At 45.2% G+C, this 20,793-nt stretch carries 12 protein-coding genes; all 12 read right to left on the bottom strand.

What is annotated here, in order from left to right:
* Positions 1-63 precede the first annotated feature (63 nt).
* Complete coding sequence (locus tag INF28_RS01405; protein ID WP_226391689.1) at positions 64-4,122, bottom strand: sialate O-acetylesterase; 4,059 nt, start codon at positions 4,120-4,122, stop codon at positions 64-66.
* A complete protein-coding gene (locus tag INF28_RS01410) occupies positions 4,112-8,470 on the bottom strand; it encodes a discoidin domain-containing protein (RefSeq protein ID WP_226391690.1) in 4,359 nt (1,452 codons plus the stop codon). The genes INF28_RS01405 and INF28_RS01410 overlap by 11 nt, the downstream gene beginning before the upstream one ends.
* Before the next feature lie 14 nt (positions 8,471-8,484).
* Positions 8,485-11,127 carry an S-layer homology domain-containing protein gene (locus INF28_RS01415; protein ID WP_226391691.1) on the bottom strand — a complete coding sequence of 881 codons (2,643 nt, stop codon included), beginning with the start codon at positions 11,125-11,127 and terminating at the stop codon, positions 8,485-8,487.
* A 15-nt stretch (positions 11,128-11,142) separates the two neighbouring features.
* Complete coding sequence (locus tag INF28_RS01420) at positions 11,143-12,804, bottom strand: S-layer homology domain-containing protein (RefSeq protein ID WP_226391692.1); 1,662 nt, start codon at positions 12,802-12,804, stop codon at positions 11,143-11,145.
* A gap of 17 nt (positions 12,805-12,821) precedes the next feature.
* The gene (locus INF28_RS01425) at positions 12,822-13,718 is read right to left on the bottom strand and encodes a carbohydrate ABC transporter permease (protein WP_226391693.1); all 897 of its coding nucleotides are present in this window, start codon (positions 13,716-13,718) and stop codon (positions 12,822-12,824) included.
* 13 nt (positions 13,719-13,731) lie between these two features.
* A complete protein-coding gene (locus tag INF28_RS01430; protein WP_226391694.1) occupies positions 13,732-14,676 on the bottom strand; it encodes an ABC transporter permease in 945 nt (314 codons plus the stop codon).
* Positions 14,677-14,723: 47 nt separating this feature from the next.
* The gene (locus INF28_RS01435) at positions 14,724-16,268 is read right to left on the bottom strand and encodes an extracellular solute-binding protein (RefSeq protein WP_226391695.1); all 1,545 of its coding nucleotides are present in this window, start codon (positions 16,266-16,268) and stop codon (positions 14,724-14,726) included.
* 462 nt (positions 16,269-16,730) lie between these two features.
* On the bottom strand, positions 16,731-17,444 hold the full coding sequence (gene rsmG, locus INF28_RS01440) for a 16S rRNA (guanine(527)-N(7))-methyltransferase RsmG (RefSeq protein ID WP_226391696.1): 714 nt from the start codon (positions 17,442-17,444) through the stop codon (positions 16,731-16,733).
* 109 nt (positions 17,445-17,553) lie between these two features.
* Positions 17,554-17,721 (bottom strand): DUF362 domain-containing protein, encoded by a 168-nt coding sequence (locus INF28_RS01445; protein WP_226391697.1) that lies wholly within the window; start codon positions 17,719-17,721, stop codon positions 17,554-17,556.
* Positions 17,722-17,872: 151 nt separating this feature from the next.
* On the bottom strand, positions 17,873-18,496 hold the full coding sequence (locus INF28_RS01450; protein ID WP_226391698.1) for a hypothetical protein: 624 nt from the start codon (positions 18,494-18,496) through the stop codon (positions 17,873-17,875).
* 20 nt (positions 18,497-18,516) lie between these two features.
* The gene (gene gyrB / locus INF28_RS01455; protein ID WP_226391827.1) at positions 18,517-20,448 is read right to left on the bottom strand and encodes a DNA topoisomerase (ATP-hydrolyzing) subunit B; all 1,932 of its coding nucleotides are present in this window, start codon (positions 20,446-20,448) and stop codon (positions 18,517-18,519) included.
* Between the two features lie 77 nt (positions 20,449-20,525).
* Positions 20,526-20,780 carry an extracellular matrix regulator RemB gene (gene remB / locus INF28_RS01460; RefSeq protein WP_226391699.1) on the bottom strand — a complete coding sequence of 85 codons (255 nt, stop codon included), beginning with the start codon at positions 20,778-20,780 and terminating at the stop codon, positions 20,526-20,528.
* Positions 20,781-20,793: the final 13 nt, after the last annotated feature.

The raw sequence follows: 20,793 nt of genomic DNA on the forward strand, positions 1-20,793 counted from the left end.
CACTCCTTCCCAAAAATTTACCTTATTGCCGCAGGGAAAAATCCCTGCGGCAAACCAAAAGCATCATTGTCCTCTGTAGACACTGCCGCAAAGCATCTGGGGTAAATCCAGGCTGTCATACACCACAAGCTCAACGGTTGCACCAGCCGGAGCCGCATGCGTTAAGACAATCTCCTGGGTTGCACCCGCTGCCGGATTGCAGGCCTGTACTGCCATACCGCAGAATTCATTGCCATTCCAGAGGGTCATAACCACAAATCCCTCTGCTGCCGAGTCGGTTGCATTATAAAGGGTAACCTCCGCCTTTTTTGTTCCAGCTTCTTCGCTAATCAGTGCTTCCTGAATCTCTACCCCTTCTGCTTCGGTGCGGAACGCCGCACGGACAGGATAGCGAATGGGCACGCCGGCGCTCAATTCCACATCGCCGCCCAACACAAACTGATAACTGCTTCCCGATGCAAGTTTCCGGGCAGGTGTAACCGTAATGCTTTTATCCGTCTCTGACCATTTCGCATCCTTGACAGAGGTTTTGACGCCCATATTATCCTGCAGCCAAACACTCTCTGCATTGACACTGCTGCCATACACCACGTCATCCAGCTGGACGGTAAAACTCTCTGCGCTTGCCGACACAATATTATCCTCATCCACCGAGAGAATAGACGGTATCCGGAAATATTTTACAATGCGCAGGTTGTCGATCGCCGTATAGGACGGGACGGTATCATTACGAGGCCCGTACAGGCGAATATAGTTTGCCGCAGTCATAGATGCACCCAAAGCAATGGTGCCAATTTGTTCTTCATCACGGAAAACGACCGCCGTATGGTTGGCCATATCAATATCAATACGGAAACTGTACCATCTGCCTGTCTCATAATCCACTGGATTGGTATTGCTGTTGCTCAGGGTCATCTGATCTCTGAACCGCAATAGAACCATTTCATTGCCGCTTGCCTGATAGAGGGAAAATCTCTTATCTCCCGAAGTATCCTTTGCATCCACATACAGATCACAGAATACCGAAAATTCATCCGCAATTCCTCCCAGCGGGATATTGATATACGGTAAATTCCCCGATGAATATTCCTCATTGACTGTTTCAATGCCCACCAGCAAACTGTTGCCATGCTCTTCATCAATTTGTTCTACCTTGACATAACCACGCTGCGGATAAAGCAAAATGCCGGATTTCAGCGTAGTGCCTGTCTCTGTTTCAAAGGTGCTGTCTTCCACCAGCGAATGATCCAGCAGTCCTGCAATGGTCAAACTGAGGGTTGCCTCCGCCGTAATTCCATCCTTTGCTGTCGCCACTGCCCGAAGTTCTGTCCTGCCGATTCCCAGTTCGCTGATGTTCAGCAAATAGGGGGATTCCGTCAGCGTCTGTATTAAAACCCCATTGGCATAGACTTTGATGTCCTGAATGCCGCTGGGAGAAGCCGCAGTGAGTTCAATCGTATCGGCTTCGCTGACTGGAATTTCTGCCTCCCCGGAATATCCGAGAAAAGCCACTCTTGTTCCCTGAATCAAATCGGAGGTATAAACAACAAATTCATGGCTGCCCATACTATCCATCGCCTGGCCGTTATAGTCTAGAACCCCTGTGACTTCAAACCGAACTGCATCTGCCAATACGGGCGTTTCAAAAACATCTACCACTGCGCCATTGATATCCACTGTCTCGTATGCGGTAATTCCACTGTTGTCAATCACTTGATTCCATACACCGTTTTGATTCAAATAAACTTTGTATTGCACCACAGTATTGTACGGGTCACGGAAATATGAACGCAGTTCTGTCAGCGTAAGAGAGCCGCCGAAATCTGCTTCCCAGCTGTCTCCCACTGCTCCTGTCCAATAAGTAGACGCATTGCTCCAATCCTGTATATTTGCAACCGTGTCAGCTGCCGCAGCGCCGTTTGTTCCGCCAGCTGTCACATTTTGCAGCGGCACCGCATTGTCCAGTTCAGGTGCAATGCCATAAATCTGCTCCAACGCTACCTGACCATATAATTTACCCAGCCGTCTCTGCGATTTTGCATCAAAATGCGTCAGGTCACCTTTGTCCCGGCTTCCTGCCGAACTGACTGCCCAGCAGTTGCTGACTTCCTGCGGCAGTTTGGCAATAATCCGCTGGTTGAAAGACATACGGTTATTGATGGTTGTGGTATCTCTGCCATACCCCGGGATCTCACCAATGATAACCGGTAAATCTGCAGCGCCCAAATCCGTGCGCAGATTTTCTATCATCTGCTTAAAATTATTAATGTATGTGGTTGTATCGGTTCCCAAATCCGCACAGCCCTGATGCCAAATGATACCTTTCAGCGTTCCTCCGGCGGCAACGGCTGCCTTTGCACGTTCTACAGCATTTTCATACAAATCATAGTCCGCCTGATCCTCTGCTGTTATTCCCGCATCTGCTGTATATCCCTTTTGCCATTGGGCAAGCTTTGTATTTCCTCGTGCATTGCTGATGATACCGATCTTATGCTCCTCCCCAACCGTTTCCGCCAATGTTTTGGCAAAATAGAAAGCGGGGCTGAGGCCTTGCAGATCATTTTTCTGTACGGTAGAATACCGGTTCATGCCTTCCCATTTACCTTCGTAGTACTGCGCCTGTGCTCTTTCCCATGCACCATCTGCATTAAAAAGGTATGCGTTGGGGATAAAAATTCTATCCTGCGCTTCCAGCTCGGCACGGCCCGCCATATTGGACTGGCCGATGGCCAGATAGAGATCAAAATTCTCCTTTGCAACCTCCGGTGCACCTACAACAGGCATATCGCTGGCAGTTACCGCATTTTCAATTTCTTCTTCAGCCGGTGGTTCCTCTTCTTCTACGGTCGTATCTGTGGTCAAAAGCAAGTTATCCAAATAAATGTCCCCGACGGTATTTTTGCTCATCTCAAAATCCAGCTTGGTATAAGAAGCCGTCTGCCGCTGCGGAACATCGGCAACTGCCAAAATATTATTGACATAAACATCCATGAAGCTGCGCCCATGGATAACCAGCTTAATGTTTGCGCCGCCTTCTGCATCATATTTTGTCCTGTCTTCCTCATGCCAGGCAGTGCCATCATGCCATCCAACAATAATGGTATTATCTGTCTGGGGGCGGATCACAATACAGCCTCCCAGCCGAAGGTTAAAGCTTCCGCCTTCTTCCAAATTATTTTGCAAATCAAAAGATACCAGATAATCGTCAATACCTGTCAGCAGATCAGCAAATTCCGCACCAACCCATGCTTCTTTTCCATCCCCTTTTTCTGTCTTGCCAAATTTCAGCACTTCATTTTCTATTGTGGCCGCAGCATCTGAACTTCCCGGTTTAAGATAAAGGACCGGATCCTCGGAAATATCCAAAATATTAGAAAAATCCTGGGTGTAAAGCACATCTTCTGATACCGGCGGCTGGCTGCCTTCGGTTATGGTTAAATTATCCAGCACAGCTTCTCCCCGTAAGCCATTGTTCATTTGAAGATGCAGCTGCGTAAAAGGCGACTCTCGATAGAGCAAACCTTCCCGAATCAACTCACCATTGATATAAACGTCTACCATTTCCTGATTTCTTACTGCCAAATCAATGCGCACAGGTTTTGATAAATCATAGGTGGTCATATTTGTCTTATCCCAGCTTTTTACAGCTGGATCCCCGTTCCACCACTGGAATACGTGCCGATACTCCTCTTCTGCGGGAGGATTGGGATGGCCAACACCAGCACCGGCCGCATTTTCAAAAGCAAAGCATCCGCCCAGCTTGATGTTCATCGAACTTCCCGAAAACGTTCCGGTATAATCAAAACTGACGGTATAGTCTTTCATGGATCCGATTGCACTGGCCAAATCAACCCGGAGCTCATGCACACCTCCCACTGTTTTGCCAAAATGCAGGGCACCGTCAACAATATTTGCATAAGCTTGGGCAGGATCTGTGGTTTGATTGGTGGGGCGATATATGAAGATAGCGTTTTGAGATATGTCCGTAATTGTTTCAAAATCTTCAATAACCATCGATTCTGCCGCCGCAGCCGTCGGGAGCACCGCTGTACTCAAAAGTACAGCGGCAGCCAATAAAATCCCCATAACTTTTTTAAAATAATGCTTCTGTTTAATCAACACGATACGCCTCCTTTAGCCGCACTATACGCAATTCCAATACATTGGTATTGACGTTTGCACTATTGCCCTGGCCAACCAGCTTAATATACCGGCCTGACACATCTTTGAACTTGAATACCTGATAATCTTCTGCACCCAGCTCAGAGCTGAAAGTATCAATCAAATTCCAGTTGGTGCCGTCATCAGAAACATACAAATCAAAGTAATATTGTCTTGCTCCACTCTGCCAGAAGCCTGCCGCCAGCCCGTCAATTTCCTGTACGGATCCAAGATCAAAGACTGCGTTTTCTCCAGTGTTTAGCGTCGTCCAACGAGTAGCAAAATCATTATCAAACATATTTTTTCCAATGTTTTCTTTCTCTGGCTCTGCAGAAACGGACCAGTCGACAATCGGAATTTCATCATAAGCAATATCTTTAATACCCTGCATGGTACTATACGGCAAGATAAATACTTTATACCGTGTTTTATCGGCATTATAAATACGCACGGTATTGGCTGTTGTCAGCGAATCAGAAACTACCACTTCTGCTGTCATTCCATCTGACTTCGGCACGATTTCGAAGGTCGGCAAATTTTCCGGATCCACAACAGGAACACTGGAAATGCCATCATACTCCATACCATTTATCCGAAGAATATAGCTGTAATCTTCATTGCCTGCAAGTTGATCAGAGTATCCGGGCGCTTTCCACTCATCAATAGGAGTCTGGTCTACTACCCCCGCAAATTCACCCAATCGAACGGTCAGATTTACTTTTCCGCTTCCAACCAGGCGAATCGCAACTTTACGATATCCGGAATTTGGATTTTGCCCTTCCCCCTGCGGAGAAGTTTCCAGCGGCACTGCATCCATAATCGACACCTCTGCCGTGTCTGCGTCTGTTTCAAAGTTTAAGGTGAGAGACTGCCCATTACTGGAAAGAATCACTGTACGGTCGTCAATCACCTGTGCAGCCGCCTGGGTGTGCATAAACCAGTAAATTTCTGAATTATCCTTATTCAGCTCAATTTCATCCCGAATGGTCAAACTGCGGTAATTGTCACCAACATAAAAACCACGCAAAAACTTATCTGCATCAGCATACGATTCACTCAAATCATAAACGCCAAATGCGCCGCCCTCTCCTTCTTCACTCTTAATGAGAGGATCATATGTATCCCCAATCTGATTCAGGGTACTGCCATTGTTGATGGTAATGGTGTTGTGCCCTTCGGTCCGCACACGGTACTTTTGAGAGGAAGACAAGCTCGAGTTATAATCCTCTGCCGGCAGCGAACAGGCCCAGCGAACACCATTGAGGTCAAAGTTAAAGTCACCGTTATCATTGTGAGAATGATAGAAGGTAACCGGACCGCCGTGTGCCGCCAGGAAAAGTCCGTCATATTTGGTATAGTCCTCATGAACCGCAAACATCTCCAAGCCACGGGTAGTATATATGCGGGGCATGATGTTAATCTGATCAATCGTTACAGACGGATCATAGAACAAAGCGTCAAACACATCTGCAGTGTTATTGGTCATTCGGCTGTCATAACCCCGTGTAATCGTTGCCTTACGTGCTGCCAACAGCTCCGGCTGATCAAAATAAACCCCCAAAAATGCCATTGGGAAATTCGCATAGGAACTCTCTGAACCGCAGTCATGATAGTTATAAGAGCCCAGCATACTGCGCAGCGCCAGGTTTGCAGGTCCCGTTTCCTTTGTTCCAGGGAAGCACGACAATTTAAAGTCTGTTCCATAAACTTCCTGTAAGGTAGCAAATGCGTATGCAATGCTTCTTGCAACAATCATCCAGTAGTTGGTACTTTCTACCCATGAACCATCCGGATATAAGTTTTTGAAGGTGTATTCAAAGCTTCGGATGCTGTGCCAAAGCATATCGGTACAAACTTCCGGGAAATCCTCCATAAACGCCAGCGCCATGCAAACGCTTCCGCCGTTTACCCAGGCATTGTAGTTACTGATCCATTTATTGTAATAACCAATAACGTTGATATTTCCATCAGGGCCTCCTCGTACCGGGGAACGTCCATAGAATCCTTCGGAAATAACCGTAATATGAAGGCGCATGGCATTATCCCGAATGTTCTGGCGCTGCTCCTCTGTGAAAGCATTATAAAACCAATCATATCCTATTGCAATGCCCATGCCGTAAGATCCCGTGTCAATCGGATGTCCAGGGTTAATATCCGGGAAATGATCCAGTGCACTCAAATTTGCCCAAGCGCAATCCACATATTTTTGATCCCCCGTCATTTGATAGGCAAATCCAACACGGAACATACGGTCACGCAGACGATCTCCCACTGTTGTAGTACGCAAATCATCCTGATAGACATAACTAATCGGCGCTGCTTCACAATCACTGTCCGCCTTTCCGATAATATCATCCACCACTTTTTTCATATATTCATCGGTTTTTGCCTGCTCTTTTATGCGTTCAAAATCATCTGCACCTGCCATAATACGGGGATGCTTGGCTCCATTATCCGTGGCCGCATTAAAGTCTGCAAGCAACGTCTCTCTGGTGGGACGATCAAACAAGAGATAGTCATAAATGTATTGCAAAGAACTAAACCGATCGATATAACCGGTATGTATCTCACGCTTATAATAGGGCACCTCGTCTTCCACATCAAAGTAAATTTTATTTAACGAAGTAATCACCAGTCCGTTGGTATCGTCAAATACATTATATCCAAGCAAAGACGATGCTGTTTCCATAACCGGGATCAAATCAACACCATTTGGCTTGATCGGCTTTTTGGTCAAGGCAACGGTTTTGTCGCCTTCGCTGACGCTGTCTCCTGCCAATGTGACAGAAGACCCATAAGCACGATTGAAGTCCGCTAAAGCTACATACATTTCTCCGTCTTGATAAACCGGCTCTGCCGTCATATCAAATTTGCCGCCATTGCTGTAAATATTCTTTCCATAGTAATGGAAGGTAATTTTGTCCTTTAAATAATCCACAATAGGTTGGTCACTGCTAAACATAGACGTCCGGGTTTCTTCCCCCTCCGGCTGTCCTGCATAGGGCTGCGCCAAACCGGTAAACTCCAGATGGCGGGCTTCCATTGAGCCGGTATACTGCCCGCTTCTGCATTGAACACGGATCATATTCAGCGTATTTAACGTGTTAGAGATCGCCACATTATCCAATACTTTGTCCCCATCTAAGAACATCGTTATGGTATGATCAATCAAATTCAAATACATGGTAACACGGAACCATTTTCCTTTTGCGGCTACGCCACTCAGGGTCTGGCCGTTAATCAGCTTAACACTGCCGTCGCTGTCGATCGTAATGGGATACAGATTGACTTGACTGCTTGAACTTGTCGTGTCCCGCAGCTGATATATATACAAACTGCTGTCCCCATCAAAGTCGCACATGAACTCTCCTGCTATTTTAAAATGCTTATACTCGTTGGAGCTTCGATAGGTTGTAAAAATTTTTGAGGTAACATCAATAAACAGGTCTTCTTCTGTGATTTTGTTGAAAATAATTTTATCGCCCTTATTGGGATTTTTGTAATCAAATTTTTCACAGATAATCTCATTTGTTTTAGGAGTAATCGTTGTATTTGGATATCCCACATACCGGTGGGTAATATAGTCACTCTTGAAAAAGCTAAAATCTCCCAAATCATCTGTATAATCCAAAAACTCCTGGCCTTCCGGATTGAAAGCAGCAGCTGGCAGCTTGCTTACCGGCTCTGTTCCCTCATAAACATATAAATTGTCTAAATAAAGGTTCTCTGTCATTTCTGCAATTCTGACAAGAGAAAATCCATTAAAATTTGCATTTGTGGGCAGTTTCCAACGGTTCAAAACCAATTTGTCGTTAATATAAATGTCATAGGTTCCCGATTTCAAATTGAGCGCAACTGCCAACCGTGTAAAATCATTTGGATTGACACTGCCAACCTCTTTTCCCTCTTTGGTCAGAATAACATTGTTCCGAATGGTAAGAAGGGTAGAATTGGATGTGCTGGTTTTCAGCAGCAAATCCAAACTGATTTTTCCATCCCCGCTGAGATCCATACTAATCATATATTTTTTGCTCTGGGTGGAGTAAGGAGCCGTAATGGTTGTTTTGGCCCCGGGCATAATCTGAAACTTCTTATCTGTTGTATCCACCTCTATGACTCTTGTTTTTGCCCCGGCTACCGTCACTGTTTCCGGTGTCCCGTTTGTCTCTGCCCCGTCAAAAGGTTCCGAATAGATAAAAACCGTATCTTCCTTCTGTTCTGCCGCCAAAGCCGAAAATGGCATACCGATACTACTGCCAAATGCAATCAGAATCAAAAAAGTAATCAGTCGTTTTGTTGATTTGCTCATAGCTACCATCCTTTCTAACGTTCATAGACATATACGGCATTGGGCGCCTGGTAATTCAGATAAACCACAATATAGTAATTTTCATTGCCAAACGATTTATAGTCTTTGAGTTCTTTTATCGTAATAGGGCGAATCTCATTACGATTTGCATTGATAATTGCCATGTTGCTGGTCTGCAGCTTTAAATTAATCAAATTAGGGAAATCATACAGATATCCTCCGCTGCCATCCGCCGTCTTGCTCAAATAGGCATAGGTGCTGTCTACCGCATAAAGTGCGCCATAAAAATAACTGATATTGGACGGAACTTCAAAACGCACACTTCCGCCAGCCGCCGTATTGGGGACAGGCAATCCAGAAGAGGCATCAAAGACCACCGTAATCTGCTGAACAAAATTGTCTTCATCGGTGATCAGTTCAATAATATCACCGGCGCACAGTTCCTTTGGCAAGGTTTCCTCGATCTCCTCCGGAATATAGAACGTTTTATAACTTTGAGAGCCATAGGTATAAATGATCGTTCCTTCTGTGTTGTCAGGCAGAATGCCATGGGCAACGCTTTCGATCATATAATTTTTTGCCTGCGTCACATGTTCGCCTTTGAGAACCACCGCTCCTGCCGTCCCGTATTCGTTTAAGTCATAGACTTCAAACGCATAGTTGCGGTTGCTGGTCAGGCTTCCTGCATCACTAATAAGAAATTTGTCCGGCTCTGCTGTTTTCACCGTATCATCTTTCGGCACAGAAAATACAACAGTATCGTTCAAATTAAAATAAGGGGCACAAGACTTTCCGCCGGAGCGGTAATTAAAGGACGTCACTGCCGCACCGTTGCTGGTAAAGGAATAACGGCGCAAACTGTCTCTTTCATCTTCCGGTTGCTCAGCAAAGTCAAAATCGGTAGCCGCCAAATCAATGTGTGTAATCTCTCCTTTTTCATTGACGCTATACCGCAATAATTGCGGTTTTACCTCATTGTTTTCGCTGAGCGCTGACAAAACCGTCTTTCCGTCTACCTTTTTCAGTCCATTATCTAAACGAATCTTGTCAAAATGGAAAATCTTAATTTCTCCTCCTTGTGTATAAATCTTTAACTGAATGCCTTCGCTGAACCCTCCATCTTCCGCTGCATCAATCAAATATCCATACACCATATCACTGCCGCCGCTGTTTACTACCACGATTTCGTTATGATAACCCAAGAGGAAAACCCCCTCGTTTCCCGGTATCATTTGCGCCGAATAATACGCTTTTGCGTAAGAAGAAAGGACATATTTTTCTTCATCAATATAAATTTCATCGTCGCCGGTCACCTGCGTAATGGTTCCTGTGATCTGTCCTGCACACAAGCGGGCGGTAATCAATACGTCATCCATAGACCGCTCAATTAAAAATAAATTTCCGCTTTTTACATCCTCAAACTCCAGCTTTTCTCCATCAACGCCAAGCAAAATCAACGCTGTTTCAGAAGAATTTGCCTGAATGCTGTTTTCTGTTGCATGCAGATCCGAAATGCTTTCGCTCCATCCATCCACTTTGTCTACATACAAATAGCTGTAACAGGTAATAAACACATACTCATATTTTCCATCCCAGTTATTGTCAACCAAACGAACAGAACCTGAATTTTCTAAAACACTTGAAAAATCCAAAGTCTCAACGGCACGTCCATTGTATATCAAAATACTTCCAGCGGTTTGATAAGAACGGCTTTTTCCCGAATTGGAATCATAACATACCAATCCCTCTTTATCCAAACTGCTGACGTCCTCCAAGTCCACTTCTACCTCCCGATTATAAACGGGGATAATTATCTCGGCGTAGTTGGTATCTTTGTCATAATAAACGCAGGCATTTCTTCCCAACAGATCCGGCGAGCATTCTGTACTTGCATAACGTATGCCATCGATTTCAATGCTTGGCTCTTCTGAAAAAGATGTGCCCGGACGATAGGAATTATACTGTGTCGCAGTAATGACGCCCTCTGTTCGGCGGAGGTGATAAAGAGACTCTAGATAGTCAACCTCTGTTTTCTCATAGCGTGCATATCCATCCTCTGTGATTCCGGTAAAACGGATGGTAGAGGTCAGCAAATTATACAAAATGGACCGAACACTGTTGACCGACATAGCCCCTGCTTCACGAGGTACCTGATTTAACAAATCAATATTGCGTGCAGCACGAATGTACCCCTCCGGATAACCGCCGTAAGAAGCCGCTGCAGCTTCATAGCCCAATGCGTGAATTACCATTTTGACTGCGTGTTCATACTGCACCGGCGCCAATGGTTCAAAGTTCTCGGCTTGACTTATAATTCCAGCCGCATATGCCGCATTAATTTCAGCTGCATATGGAGTATCTTCCGTTACATCAGCAAATACACTGTTAAATCCGTCAATTTGAATGGCAAACGCCCGCATCAATGCACCAGTAAATTCTGCTCTGGTTACCGTATCTTCTGTGAAAAAATCTTCCCCTAAAACATACTCCATAACCGCAGCAATCTCTGTATCCCTGTCACTGTCCGGTGAAACTGCCGCAGTTGCTTCCGCAGACTCCTCTGCAGCAGGTTCTTCTGCCGTAGCAAAAATTCCCGGCAAGGTGAATAGTATGGCAAGGAGCAAAGCCATAAGTTTTCGATTATTCTTCGTCATCATTGTCTTTCTCCTCCTTTATCCGTTTACTCTCTCCAAGATACGGCAAAGAATTGCCGCCGCCTCTGCACGTGTCAAAGATGCCTTTGGAGCAATCGTGTGATCTTCATATCCGGTCAAAACACCCGCCCCGGTCAAAGCGCTAATGGCTTCCACGGCATAATCAGAAATTTCTGATGCATCCGCAAAAGCAGCTTCTTCTCCGGCGGCCATGGGCCAGGTCCGCTGCATAATCACCGCAGCATCCTCACGGGTAATCATTTCATTCGGTGAAAACATGTTTTCACCCGTGCCTTGAATCAATCCATTTTCATATGCCGCATAAACCACACCATAGAACCAATCGTCCGCCGCAACATCTGCAAAAAGCGACCCTTCTTCCGCCGGCAGATCCAGCAATTCACACATCATTTTTACAAATTCAGCTCGCGTTACTGCTTGATCAGGGCGGAAACTGCCATCTTCAAACCCATTGATTGCGCCCAATTCTTTCATTTGCAAAATATACGCTTCTGCCCAGTGCTGCGCCGTATCCGTAAAGGCTCCCGCTGTTTCTGTCTGAGAACCCTCAAGCTGCTCATTCTCCGTCGGCAAATAGGTTACAGAATTGCCGGAAATTCCGCCGCCAGAGCCGCCGCCAGAACCGCCGCCAGAGATTCCTCCGACAACACTTCCGGCAGAACCGCCCTCACGCTGTACCTCGCTGACCGCTGTGCGGAAAAGCTCCTGCACAGCCTCCATATTGGAAACAGAAGAAATTCTGTTCAAAAGTTTTACAAACACCTGATCCTGCATATATTCATTTGCCAGATTCTGATATCCCTCCAAGGAGATCTGATTGCGCTCGGCATACGCAAGATAGAGCTGCTGCAAAACCAGGAAAGAGTCTGCACATTTCATCTGCGCCAGCTCTAAAGTCTCAGCAAACAATGTATTAAAGTCCCCTGCGGGCTGCTCCATCTGCGCAAACAAACGCTTCATTTCACTCTGAACATCATCTGGCAAAGAGACAAAGTCCTCTTCATAATCTATCTCCACATAAGCAGAGTACGCTGTCAGCATCTCTTCCAGTCCGATATCTTTTGCTGCCAAACGTCCCATAGCTTCTCCCATACAAACCGCTTCCATCAAAGAAGTACTGCTATAACCATCACTTGGCCGATTTAAAAATACGTACTCTGCAATGGAATTTCCATAATCTTTAATTACACTGCTTTCCAATCCCAGATCCGCAAGAGACTGCAATGCGGAAAGAACTTCGCTTTGGCTTGTAGCGCCGTTGATTTTCTGCAGCTCAGACTCCGAAATAGGCGTTCCCACAAAACCAAAGTAATTTGTGCTAAGCAAGGATTCCTGATAAGTGCGAAGTACATATTGTCCGTTTTCAAATTCCTCCGGCAAAATAATGGTACTATTTACACTGCCGTCATCCTGTACGGCCAATGTACGATAAAGCATATCCACTGTATTTGCCGCATTCAGATCTACGTCCTCCGGATTCATGCCAACCGGAAGAATCGTAAATGTTGCTGTTCCCATAGAGGAGCCGCTAAAATCTCCTTTGATTTGCAGTGTACGCGTATTGGTGTCATAATCAATCAAGGTGTTAGCCTGGGCTGCGCCGCCCAACAGGCCCACTGCGCATAAGAATGCAATTCCCTGTTTCAACCTTTGTCTCATATTCAAACTCCCTCCAATCAACCTTTTACTGCGCCGATCATGGCGCCTTTTGTGAAATATTTCTGAATAAATGGATATATACAAAGAATCGGCACCGTTGATATGATAATAACTGCATATTTGACGGTTTCGCCCACATATTCCAAGTCAGAAGCAGCTGCTCCCATTGTCATGGATGAGGTGTCACTATTGATTAAAATTTCTCGCAATACCAGCTGCAGTGGATATTTATCGCGGTCATTGAGAAAGAGCATGGCATTGAACCACGAATTCCAATGGGTGACGGCATAATAAAGTGCAATGACAGCAATACTTGCTTTTGATACCGGCAAAATAATACGGAATAAAATAGTTAAATGTCCAGCGCCGTCCAGCTTTGCAGATTCTTCCAGCCCTACCGGAACCGCCGCAAATGCCACCCGCAAAATCATTAAATTAAAAGTATTGATACCGACAGGAAGTATCAGCGACCATAAGCTATCTTCCAATCCCAGTCCTCTGACGACAAAATAAAACGGAATCATTCCGCCGCTGAAAAACATGGTAATGATAATATAAATGGCAATGACCTTTTGCAGCTTTACATCTCTGCGGGACAGGAAATATGCACCGCAGGAAGTCAGAACTAAGTTCAGCACAACACCGACAATAACGACAAAAATAGTATTTCCATAACTTTTGAGCAGCATGGGATTTTCAAAGGCATTTGCATACGAACTAAAGGAAAAGCCCTGTGTGCACCACAAAGCCCCTTTATGCCGCATAAACGCAATGGGATCGCTGAAAGAAGCCAGCAAGACATATACCATAGGATAGAGCATGATAATACCTAATAGAATCAATAAAGTTGTGTTAATGACATCAAACCATTTGTCGAACGCAGATTTTTTGATTTTGTTTTTTGCACGTTTCACCTCTATCCCCCCTTTACCACAAGCTGGTGCCGCTCATTTTTTTACTAATTGTATTTGTAAAAACAAGCAAAACAAGATTAATGGCTGAATTAAACAAGCCAACTGCCGCACTGTAACCCCAATCTTGATTTTCAAAACCCATACGATATACATAAGTCGAAATGACATCGCTGGTATCGTAAATCACTTCATTATAAAGCAAAATAATTTTTTCATAGCCAACATTCATAACTTTTCCAAGCCGCAAAATCAGCATGGTTACAATGGTTGTGCTGATGGAAGGCAGTGTAATGTTGATTATTTTTCGAATTCTTCCGGCCCCGTCAATCTCTGCCGCTTCATAAAGCTGTGGATCCACGCCCGCCAGCGCCGCTAAATAAATAATACTTTCCCAGCCCACTGCTTGCCAAATGCTGGACAGCACATAGATGGGAAGAAACTTATTTGCCTGCATAAGCAGACTGGAATTGTTTCCAGTCATTTGAGCTATCACACTGCCGATCAACCCATCATTTGCCACAAACGTTTTAATCATACCGCAGATAACAACCAAAGAAATAAAATGCGGTAAATAAGAAAGCGTCTGTACAACTTTTTTGATGTGTCGATTTTGCATTTCATTCAGCATGAGTGCCAATAAAATGGGAGTAGGAAATTCACAGATTAAGGTACTGAAACTGATTTTCAGCGTGTTAAAGAAAACACGCTGAAAATCTGTAGAACCCAAAAAACGCCGAAAATGCTGCAATCCTACCCATTCACTTCCCCCAATGCCCAATCTTGGTGAAAAATCCTGAAAAGACATGAGTACGCCATACATAGGCATATAGTTAAAGATAAAATAAAATATAACGACAGGGAGCACCAGCAAGTACAGCGAACCATTTTTACGAAAATCTCTTCGCCAGCTTTGCAGCGCTTTTCCCTTCTGCCTTTTTTTAGATGCCAGTAATTCCATCAAAATTCTCCTTTTCACAAGATATCCTATTGCGCAAGATGCCAGGATTATTTTGTAAGATATCTGTCATAAGCCGCCTGCTTCATTTCCAAAACACGCTCAATCCCTCTGTTTTTTAACTCCTGTATCATTGTATCAAAATTATCTAACGGTTCTGCACCAATGATAAATTTGGAAATCATCTCCGTTAAATAGGTGCCAACATCGCTGTTCAGCTGAGCATATTCTGTCAGTTCATCTTCTTGCATATACAAATGGGGCGGGAAATGTGCCGCTGCATCTGTATTTGACCAGGTTTCCCAAGCACGCTTCTGCTGCGGCAATGCGGCATACTGCTCCATATATCTCTTATCCTGTACAAATGGCCCGGTTGCATAAGAACGGGTATAGTTTGCAAGTGCAACCGTCATAGATTGCCCTTCTGGATTATTGGTGATAATCTCCGTATAAGTCGGATAACCATCTATCATCTCATAGCTCTCACCTTCGATTCCAAAATTATAGAGCATATACCCCTCTTCTGAGTACCCGTAATCCAAAAACTTCATAGCGGCTTCTACATTTTTGCAGCTGGTGGAAATGGCGTCAAATGCGGTCAGAGAAGCGGTCACCGGCAGCTGATATGTACCAAATTTGGGCTTTTGTCCTTTTTCTGATGATAAGAACGGAGCTCCTTCTAACGAGTAGGTATCCGAAGGCGCTGCCGCCATCCATTTACCAATTCCAGATCCGATAGAACCCGTGGTGGCACCGCTCTGGCCATTGATAATATTTGCTTCTATTGTTTTTTGATCTAATGTTGCAAAGCTGGGGTCGATCAAGCCTTTCTGATACCAACGATTCATGGTAACCAAATAATCCTTAAACCCAGGATCCAGCACCCCATGCTTCACCTTGCCATCCTCTACATAGTAGTCTGTCGTTGTATTAAACGCATAGGCAAAGTTTCCGGTTGAAGTAGAAGAATACGGAACCTGCGCTCCCTTTTTCTCCTTAAATTGTGTCAAAACATTTTCCCATTCGTCTATTGTCTCAGGCATAGACAAACCGAGCTCCTCCAGCCAGTCTCCACGGATAATGGTTCCGCCGGAAAAACAAAGGCTCTCATCGCCGCGCACAAAGGGGAACGCAAATAATTCATTGGCATCTGTCGTAGCTAATTTTTTTATTTCCGGATGCTCATTAAGATATTTAAACACATTGGGCGCCAAATTCTGCTGTGAGGCAATATCAATAATAACGCCTTCTTTGATCGCTTTAGCCGGTCCGCCTGGATAGTTCAGCCAGTTATACTCAATGATATCCGGCAAATTAGCGGAAGCAACAATTATACTGAATTTCTCACTTTCCTGTCCCTGGGGCGGATGTACAAATTCAATATCAACACCGGTTCGTTTGATCAGTTCCTGTGCCAATGCGGTTTCTCCATAGTTTGAAACCAACATAGCCGCATTGCTGGTCAAAGGCATCCAGCAGGTCAGTTTTTCCCCTTCGCCGGTGGACGCCTGCTCCCCTCCTCCGCAGCCACTGAGCATAGCTGCCGCCATGATTGCTGCCAAGCTTCCAACGTACCATCTTTTTTTCATTTTCATATCCTACCTATCCTTTCTAATTGAAATTTTATACACTCCGCCGCATTACGGCAATAAATCTTGTGATTTTATTTTAGCACGCGCCAAAAGAGAAGTACAGTGACTGTTTTTTTGATTATCTGACTATTTTTTTTATTGCGGGAAAAGCCGTCGCATCAGCAATATATTACGTCGTTTCCGGCAGCACTCTGTAAAACAGAAAGTGGTTTGTATATCTCCTGAACTGAACAAATCAAACAGTTCTTCACCGCTTCTCTCAAATCAAAAATACACCTTAAAAATTTATTTGAATAAAAATTTTGTAGCTTGAAAAATCAATTCTTTACAAATAAAAATTCCTGCCACACTGCGCAGTTTGGCAAGAAATTCTTTTATGAAAGAAAAATGGCTTGTTCCCGAGGTTTTTACCTCAAGACAAGCCATTTTCTATTTAAAAAACAAATCTCAATGTTAAAGTATTTCTCAGCGCAGGGCTGTTTTGATTTTATCCGCTCTGCGGGGAAACCGGGATGGCGTATTTTTTTCCTTCCGTATCAGAATCAGCGTGCGGACAATATCGCTTTCCGGCAGTGCGGCTTTTAAAACCTGTTCCACTTTGCCGCCCAATTCACCAATCATAGGCCGGGCATGGTTTAGCTCGTCCTCCGCATTTTCCGCCTTGAGCGCCGCAAAGACGCCGCCCACACGAACAAGCGGAAGGGTATATTCACACAAAACGGTCATATTGGCAACCGCCCGGGATACAGCAATATCAAAAGTTTCACGCCACCTGCTCTGCTTTCCCATTTCCTCCGCGCGGCCATGAACGCAAGACACGCCGGACAAATTCAATTCGCCGCAAACAGCCTCTAAAAAACCAACCCGTTTTTTCAGCGCGTCTGCCAGGGTGATTTCATACTGCGGCCGCATAATTTTCATCGGCAGTCCCGGGAAACCTGCTCCTGTGCCCACATCGATCATTCGCCCGGTTTCGGGAAGCGGCAATGTATATAACGGCAGAACACTATCCAAAAAATGTTTTACGGCAATTTCTTTGTCCTCCGTGATAGCCGTCAGATTCATTTTTTCGTTCCATTCCTTCAGCATTTCAGAATATGTATGAAACTGCTGCAGCTGCTGTTCTGTCACAGAAACGCCAAGCCGGGACATTCCCTTTAAAAATATTTCCTGATCCATCGCTTCTCTCCTCTTCCCGTTTCTTCAAAATAATCCATGCTGAAATATGTAAAATGGGTGTGCTTTTGCACACCCATTTGTTTGTAGTTTTATGATTGGCAAAAACCAATTACGCCTGAGGCGCATCTACAGGACATACATTTGCACAGTTGCCGCATTCAATGCACTCATCCGCGTTGATCACATATTTGTCATCGCCTTCGGTGATGCAGGATACCGGACATTCGCTTGCGCAAGCGCCGCATTTGATGCAGTCATCGTTGATTGTATAAGCCATTTTGTTTCACCTCTTCATCTTGATATTACTTGTTTATCATAATATAATTTTCCTCTTTTGTCAAGCAAAATATCTGTTAAATCATATTTTCCTTTTCTTTTATTCGAGTCTTGTTTTTATTTGTCAAAACAAGGGTTTTATAGCCGCTTCTTCACTCTTGATTCTGCAAAAACAGCTCTTTTGTGTATGGCAGCGTCAAAATCCAGTCACAGTAAACATGCCACTCAGCAAGCTTGTGGCTGCGGCGGGCAAAATACATATTCAGCAAATTCTCATAATTCATGGTCACCGTACGGGTTTGATTATAACTGGACGGCAAAAGCTGAATCATATCATACCAATCCGCTTTCTCCTTCATTTCCACAAATCGAAGCCGCTTTTTTTCCAAAACCGCAATCAGCGCTGTCATGGCATCTATGGCCTCCGCGCTCATCTGGTCATGGCTGAAATCGTCCAAAGAAAACGGCTTGCTGTGGATTTTATGCATGGTGCTGGTGGAATTGGCCACGGTCGCTACTTTATAGGTGTCAAATTCCTTCCACCAGTACATGGGTGCAGTAATATCCACAGACACAAAAATCTGGCGCAGAAATTTGCGGTGATCACTGCCGGCTTTGCACAGACGGCGGGCAAGATCCAGGTCATTAGGGCCTAAAATATAATTGCCTGATTTGTCATAGGCGCTGTCTATGCGATTCCAGCTGTTCATGGGATTCCGGGCACCGCGGATGGCACCCTCCCAATTCATCACACTGGTACGCTCCAGTTTAATCATTCTGCGCACTTCCTTTCGTCTTAAATATCCAGATTGACAACCGTAGAAGAATAATCTTCAATGAATTTCCGGCGGGGTTCCACCTTGTCTCCCATCAAGATAGTAAAGGTCTCGTCTGCCTGGCGGGCATCTTCCAGATTCACCTGAAGCATGATCCGGGTTTCCGGATTCATTGTGGTTTCCCAGAGCTGTTCCGGATTCATTTCACCCAAACCTTTATACCGCTGAATGGCCGGCGGTTTGCCGTCTGCAAACTCGTTGCTGAGCACCTGCTTCAGTTCGTCATCGCTATATACATACTTTTCCAGTTTTCCACGACTTACTTTATAAAGGGGAGGCTGTGCAATATAAACGTGACCCTCTTCAATCAACGGCCGCATAAAACGGAAGAAAAAGGTCAGCATCAGTGTGCGGATATGAGCACCGTCCACATCGGCATCGGCCATAATAACAACTTTCCCGTAACGGATTTTACTGACATCAAATTCATCTCCGATTCCTGCGCCCAACGCCGTAATGACGGGCATCAGCTTATCATTGCCATAAACCCTGTCGATACGTGCTTTTTCCACGTTCAACATTTTACCCCAAAGAGGCAGAATCGCTTGAAAACGCCGGTCACGTCCCATCTTAGCACTGCCACCTGCCGAGTCACCCTCGACAATATAGATTTCGGTATAGGTATTGTCACGGTCCGAACAATCTGCCAGCTTACCCGGCAGAGTACTGCTCTCCAGCGCACTTTTGCGCCGCGTATTTTCCCTGGCACGCCGCGCCGCTTCTCTTGCCCGGGAGGCAGTCATGGCCTTGTCTACCACAATTTTAGCTACCGACGGATTTTCTTCAAAGAACTCTCCCAGCTTCTCGTTGACCATCTTTTCTACCATAGACCGCATTTCGCTGTTGCCAAGCTTGGTCTTGGTTTGGCCTTCAAACTGCGCTTCGGTTACCTTTACGCTGATAATCGCAGTAAGACCTTCCCGCACATCTTCGCCCTTTAAATTGTCGTCGTTTTCCTTTAAGAACCCGTATTTTCTGGCGTAGTCGTTGATCACCTTCGTCAGTGCGGCTTTAAACCCGGTTTCATGGGTACCGCCTTCAGTTGTGCTGATGTTGTTGGCAAAGCTGATAATATTTTCACTGTAGCCGTCGTTATACTGCATGGCCACCTCAGCCTCACAGTTTTCCCGTACAGCATTGACATAAATCACATCCGGATGCAGAGGCTCTTTGTTGCGGTTTTCATATTGAACAAATTCCTTGATGCCGCCTTCATATCTTAAGTCTACTTCTTTATGGTTTTCCGGCGCGTCATCCCGGTCATCCTTTAACACAATACGGATTCCGGCATTTAAAAAGGCTTGTTCCCGCAGCCGCAGCAAAAGGGTATCAAACTGATAAACCAAATCTTCAAAAATCTGACCGTCTGGCTTAAAATGCACCCGGGTTCCAGTTTTAGCCGTATCCCCAATTTGCTGTAATTCTGAGCAGCGGTTTCCCCGTTCATAACGCTGGTAATAAATATGCTCGCCGTTGGCAATTTCCACCTCTAAAAATTCGGAAAGCGCGTTCACCACCGATGCACCCACGCCGTGCAGACCGCCGGATACCTTATATCCGCCGCCGCCGAACTTACCACCCGCGTGCAGTTTGGTAAATACCAGCTCTACCGCCGGAACCCCTTCCTTAGGGTGAATCCCTACTGGAATACCACGGCCGTTATCCGTAACCGTAATGGAATTATCCTTTTCAATCACTACCTCAATCCGGGTACAATAGCCTGCCAGTGCTTCATCAATGGCGTTATCCACAATTTCATACACCAGATGATGAAGGCCACGGCTGCTTGTAGAGCCAATATACATACCAGGACGTTTCCGCACCGCTTCCAGGCCTTCCAGTACCTGAATCTGGTTTTCATCATATTCCGTGTCTACTGGTACGCTGGTCATGTGTCCTTCTGTCAGCGGGATCTCCCTGCTGTTTTCTTCTGTACTGTAATCCTGTGCCATTTTTTCCACCTTTCTTCTTACGCCCAGCGCTCTGTCCGCCCCGCCAACGCTTTTGATGAGATATTTGTAATATAGACCACAGACTGACCGTCTATCTCACACAAAACCACGGTTCGGGGGATTTCTTCCGAAACATTTCGGACAAAGCCCTCTTCCTCTACTATTTTCAAAAAATTTCTCGTACTTTTGGACATGGATGTACTCTCCAAGTCCAAAATGGCAATGATATTTTTGGTATTGACTACGGTATCTCTGCCAAGGTGCAGATACATAAAGATTCCTCCT

It is taken from the genome of Ructibacterium gallinarum, from assembly GCF_014982785.1.
Classification (GTDB): Bacteria; Bacillota; Clostridia; order Monoglobales; family Monoglobaceae; genus Ructibacterium; species Ructibacterium gallinarum.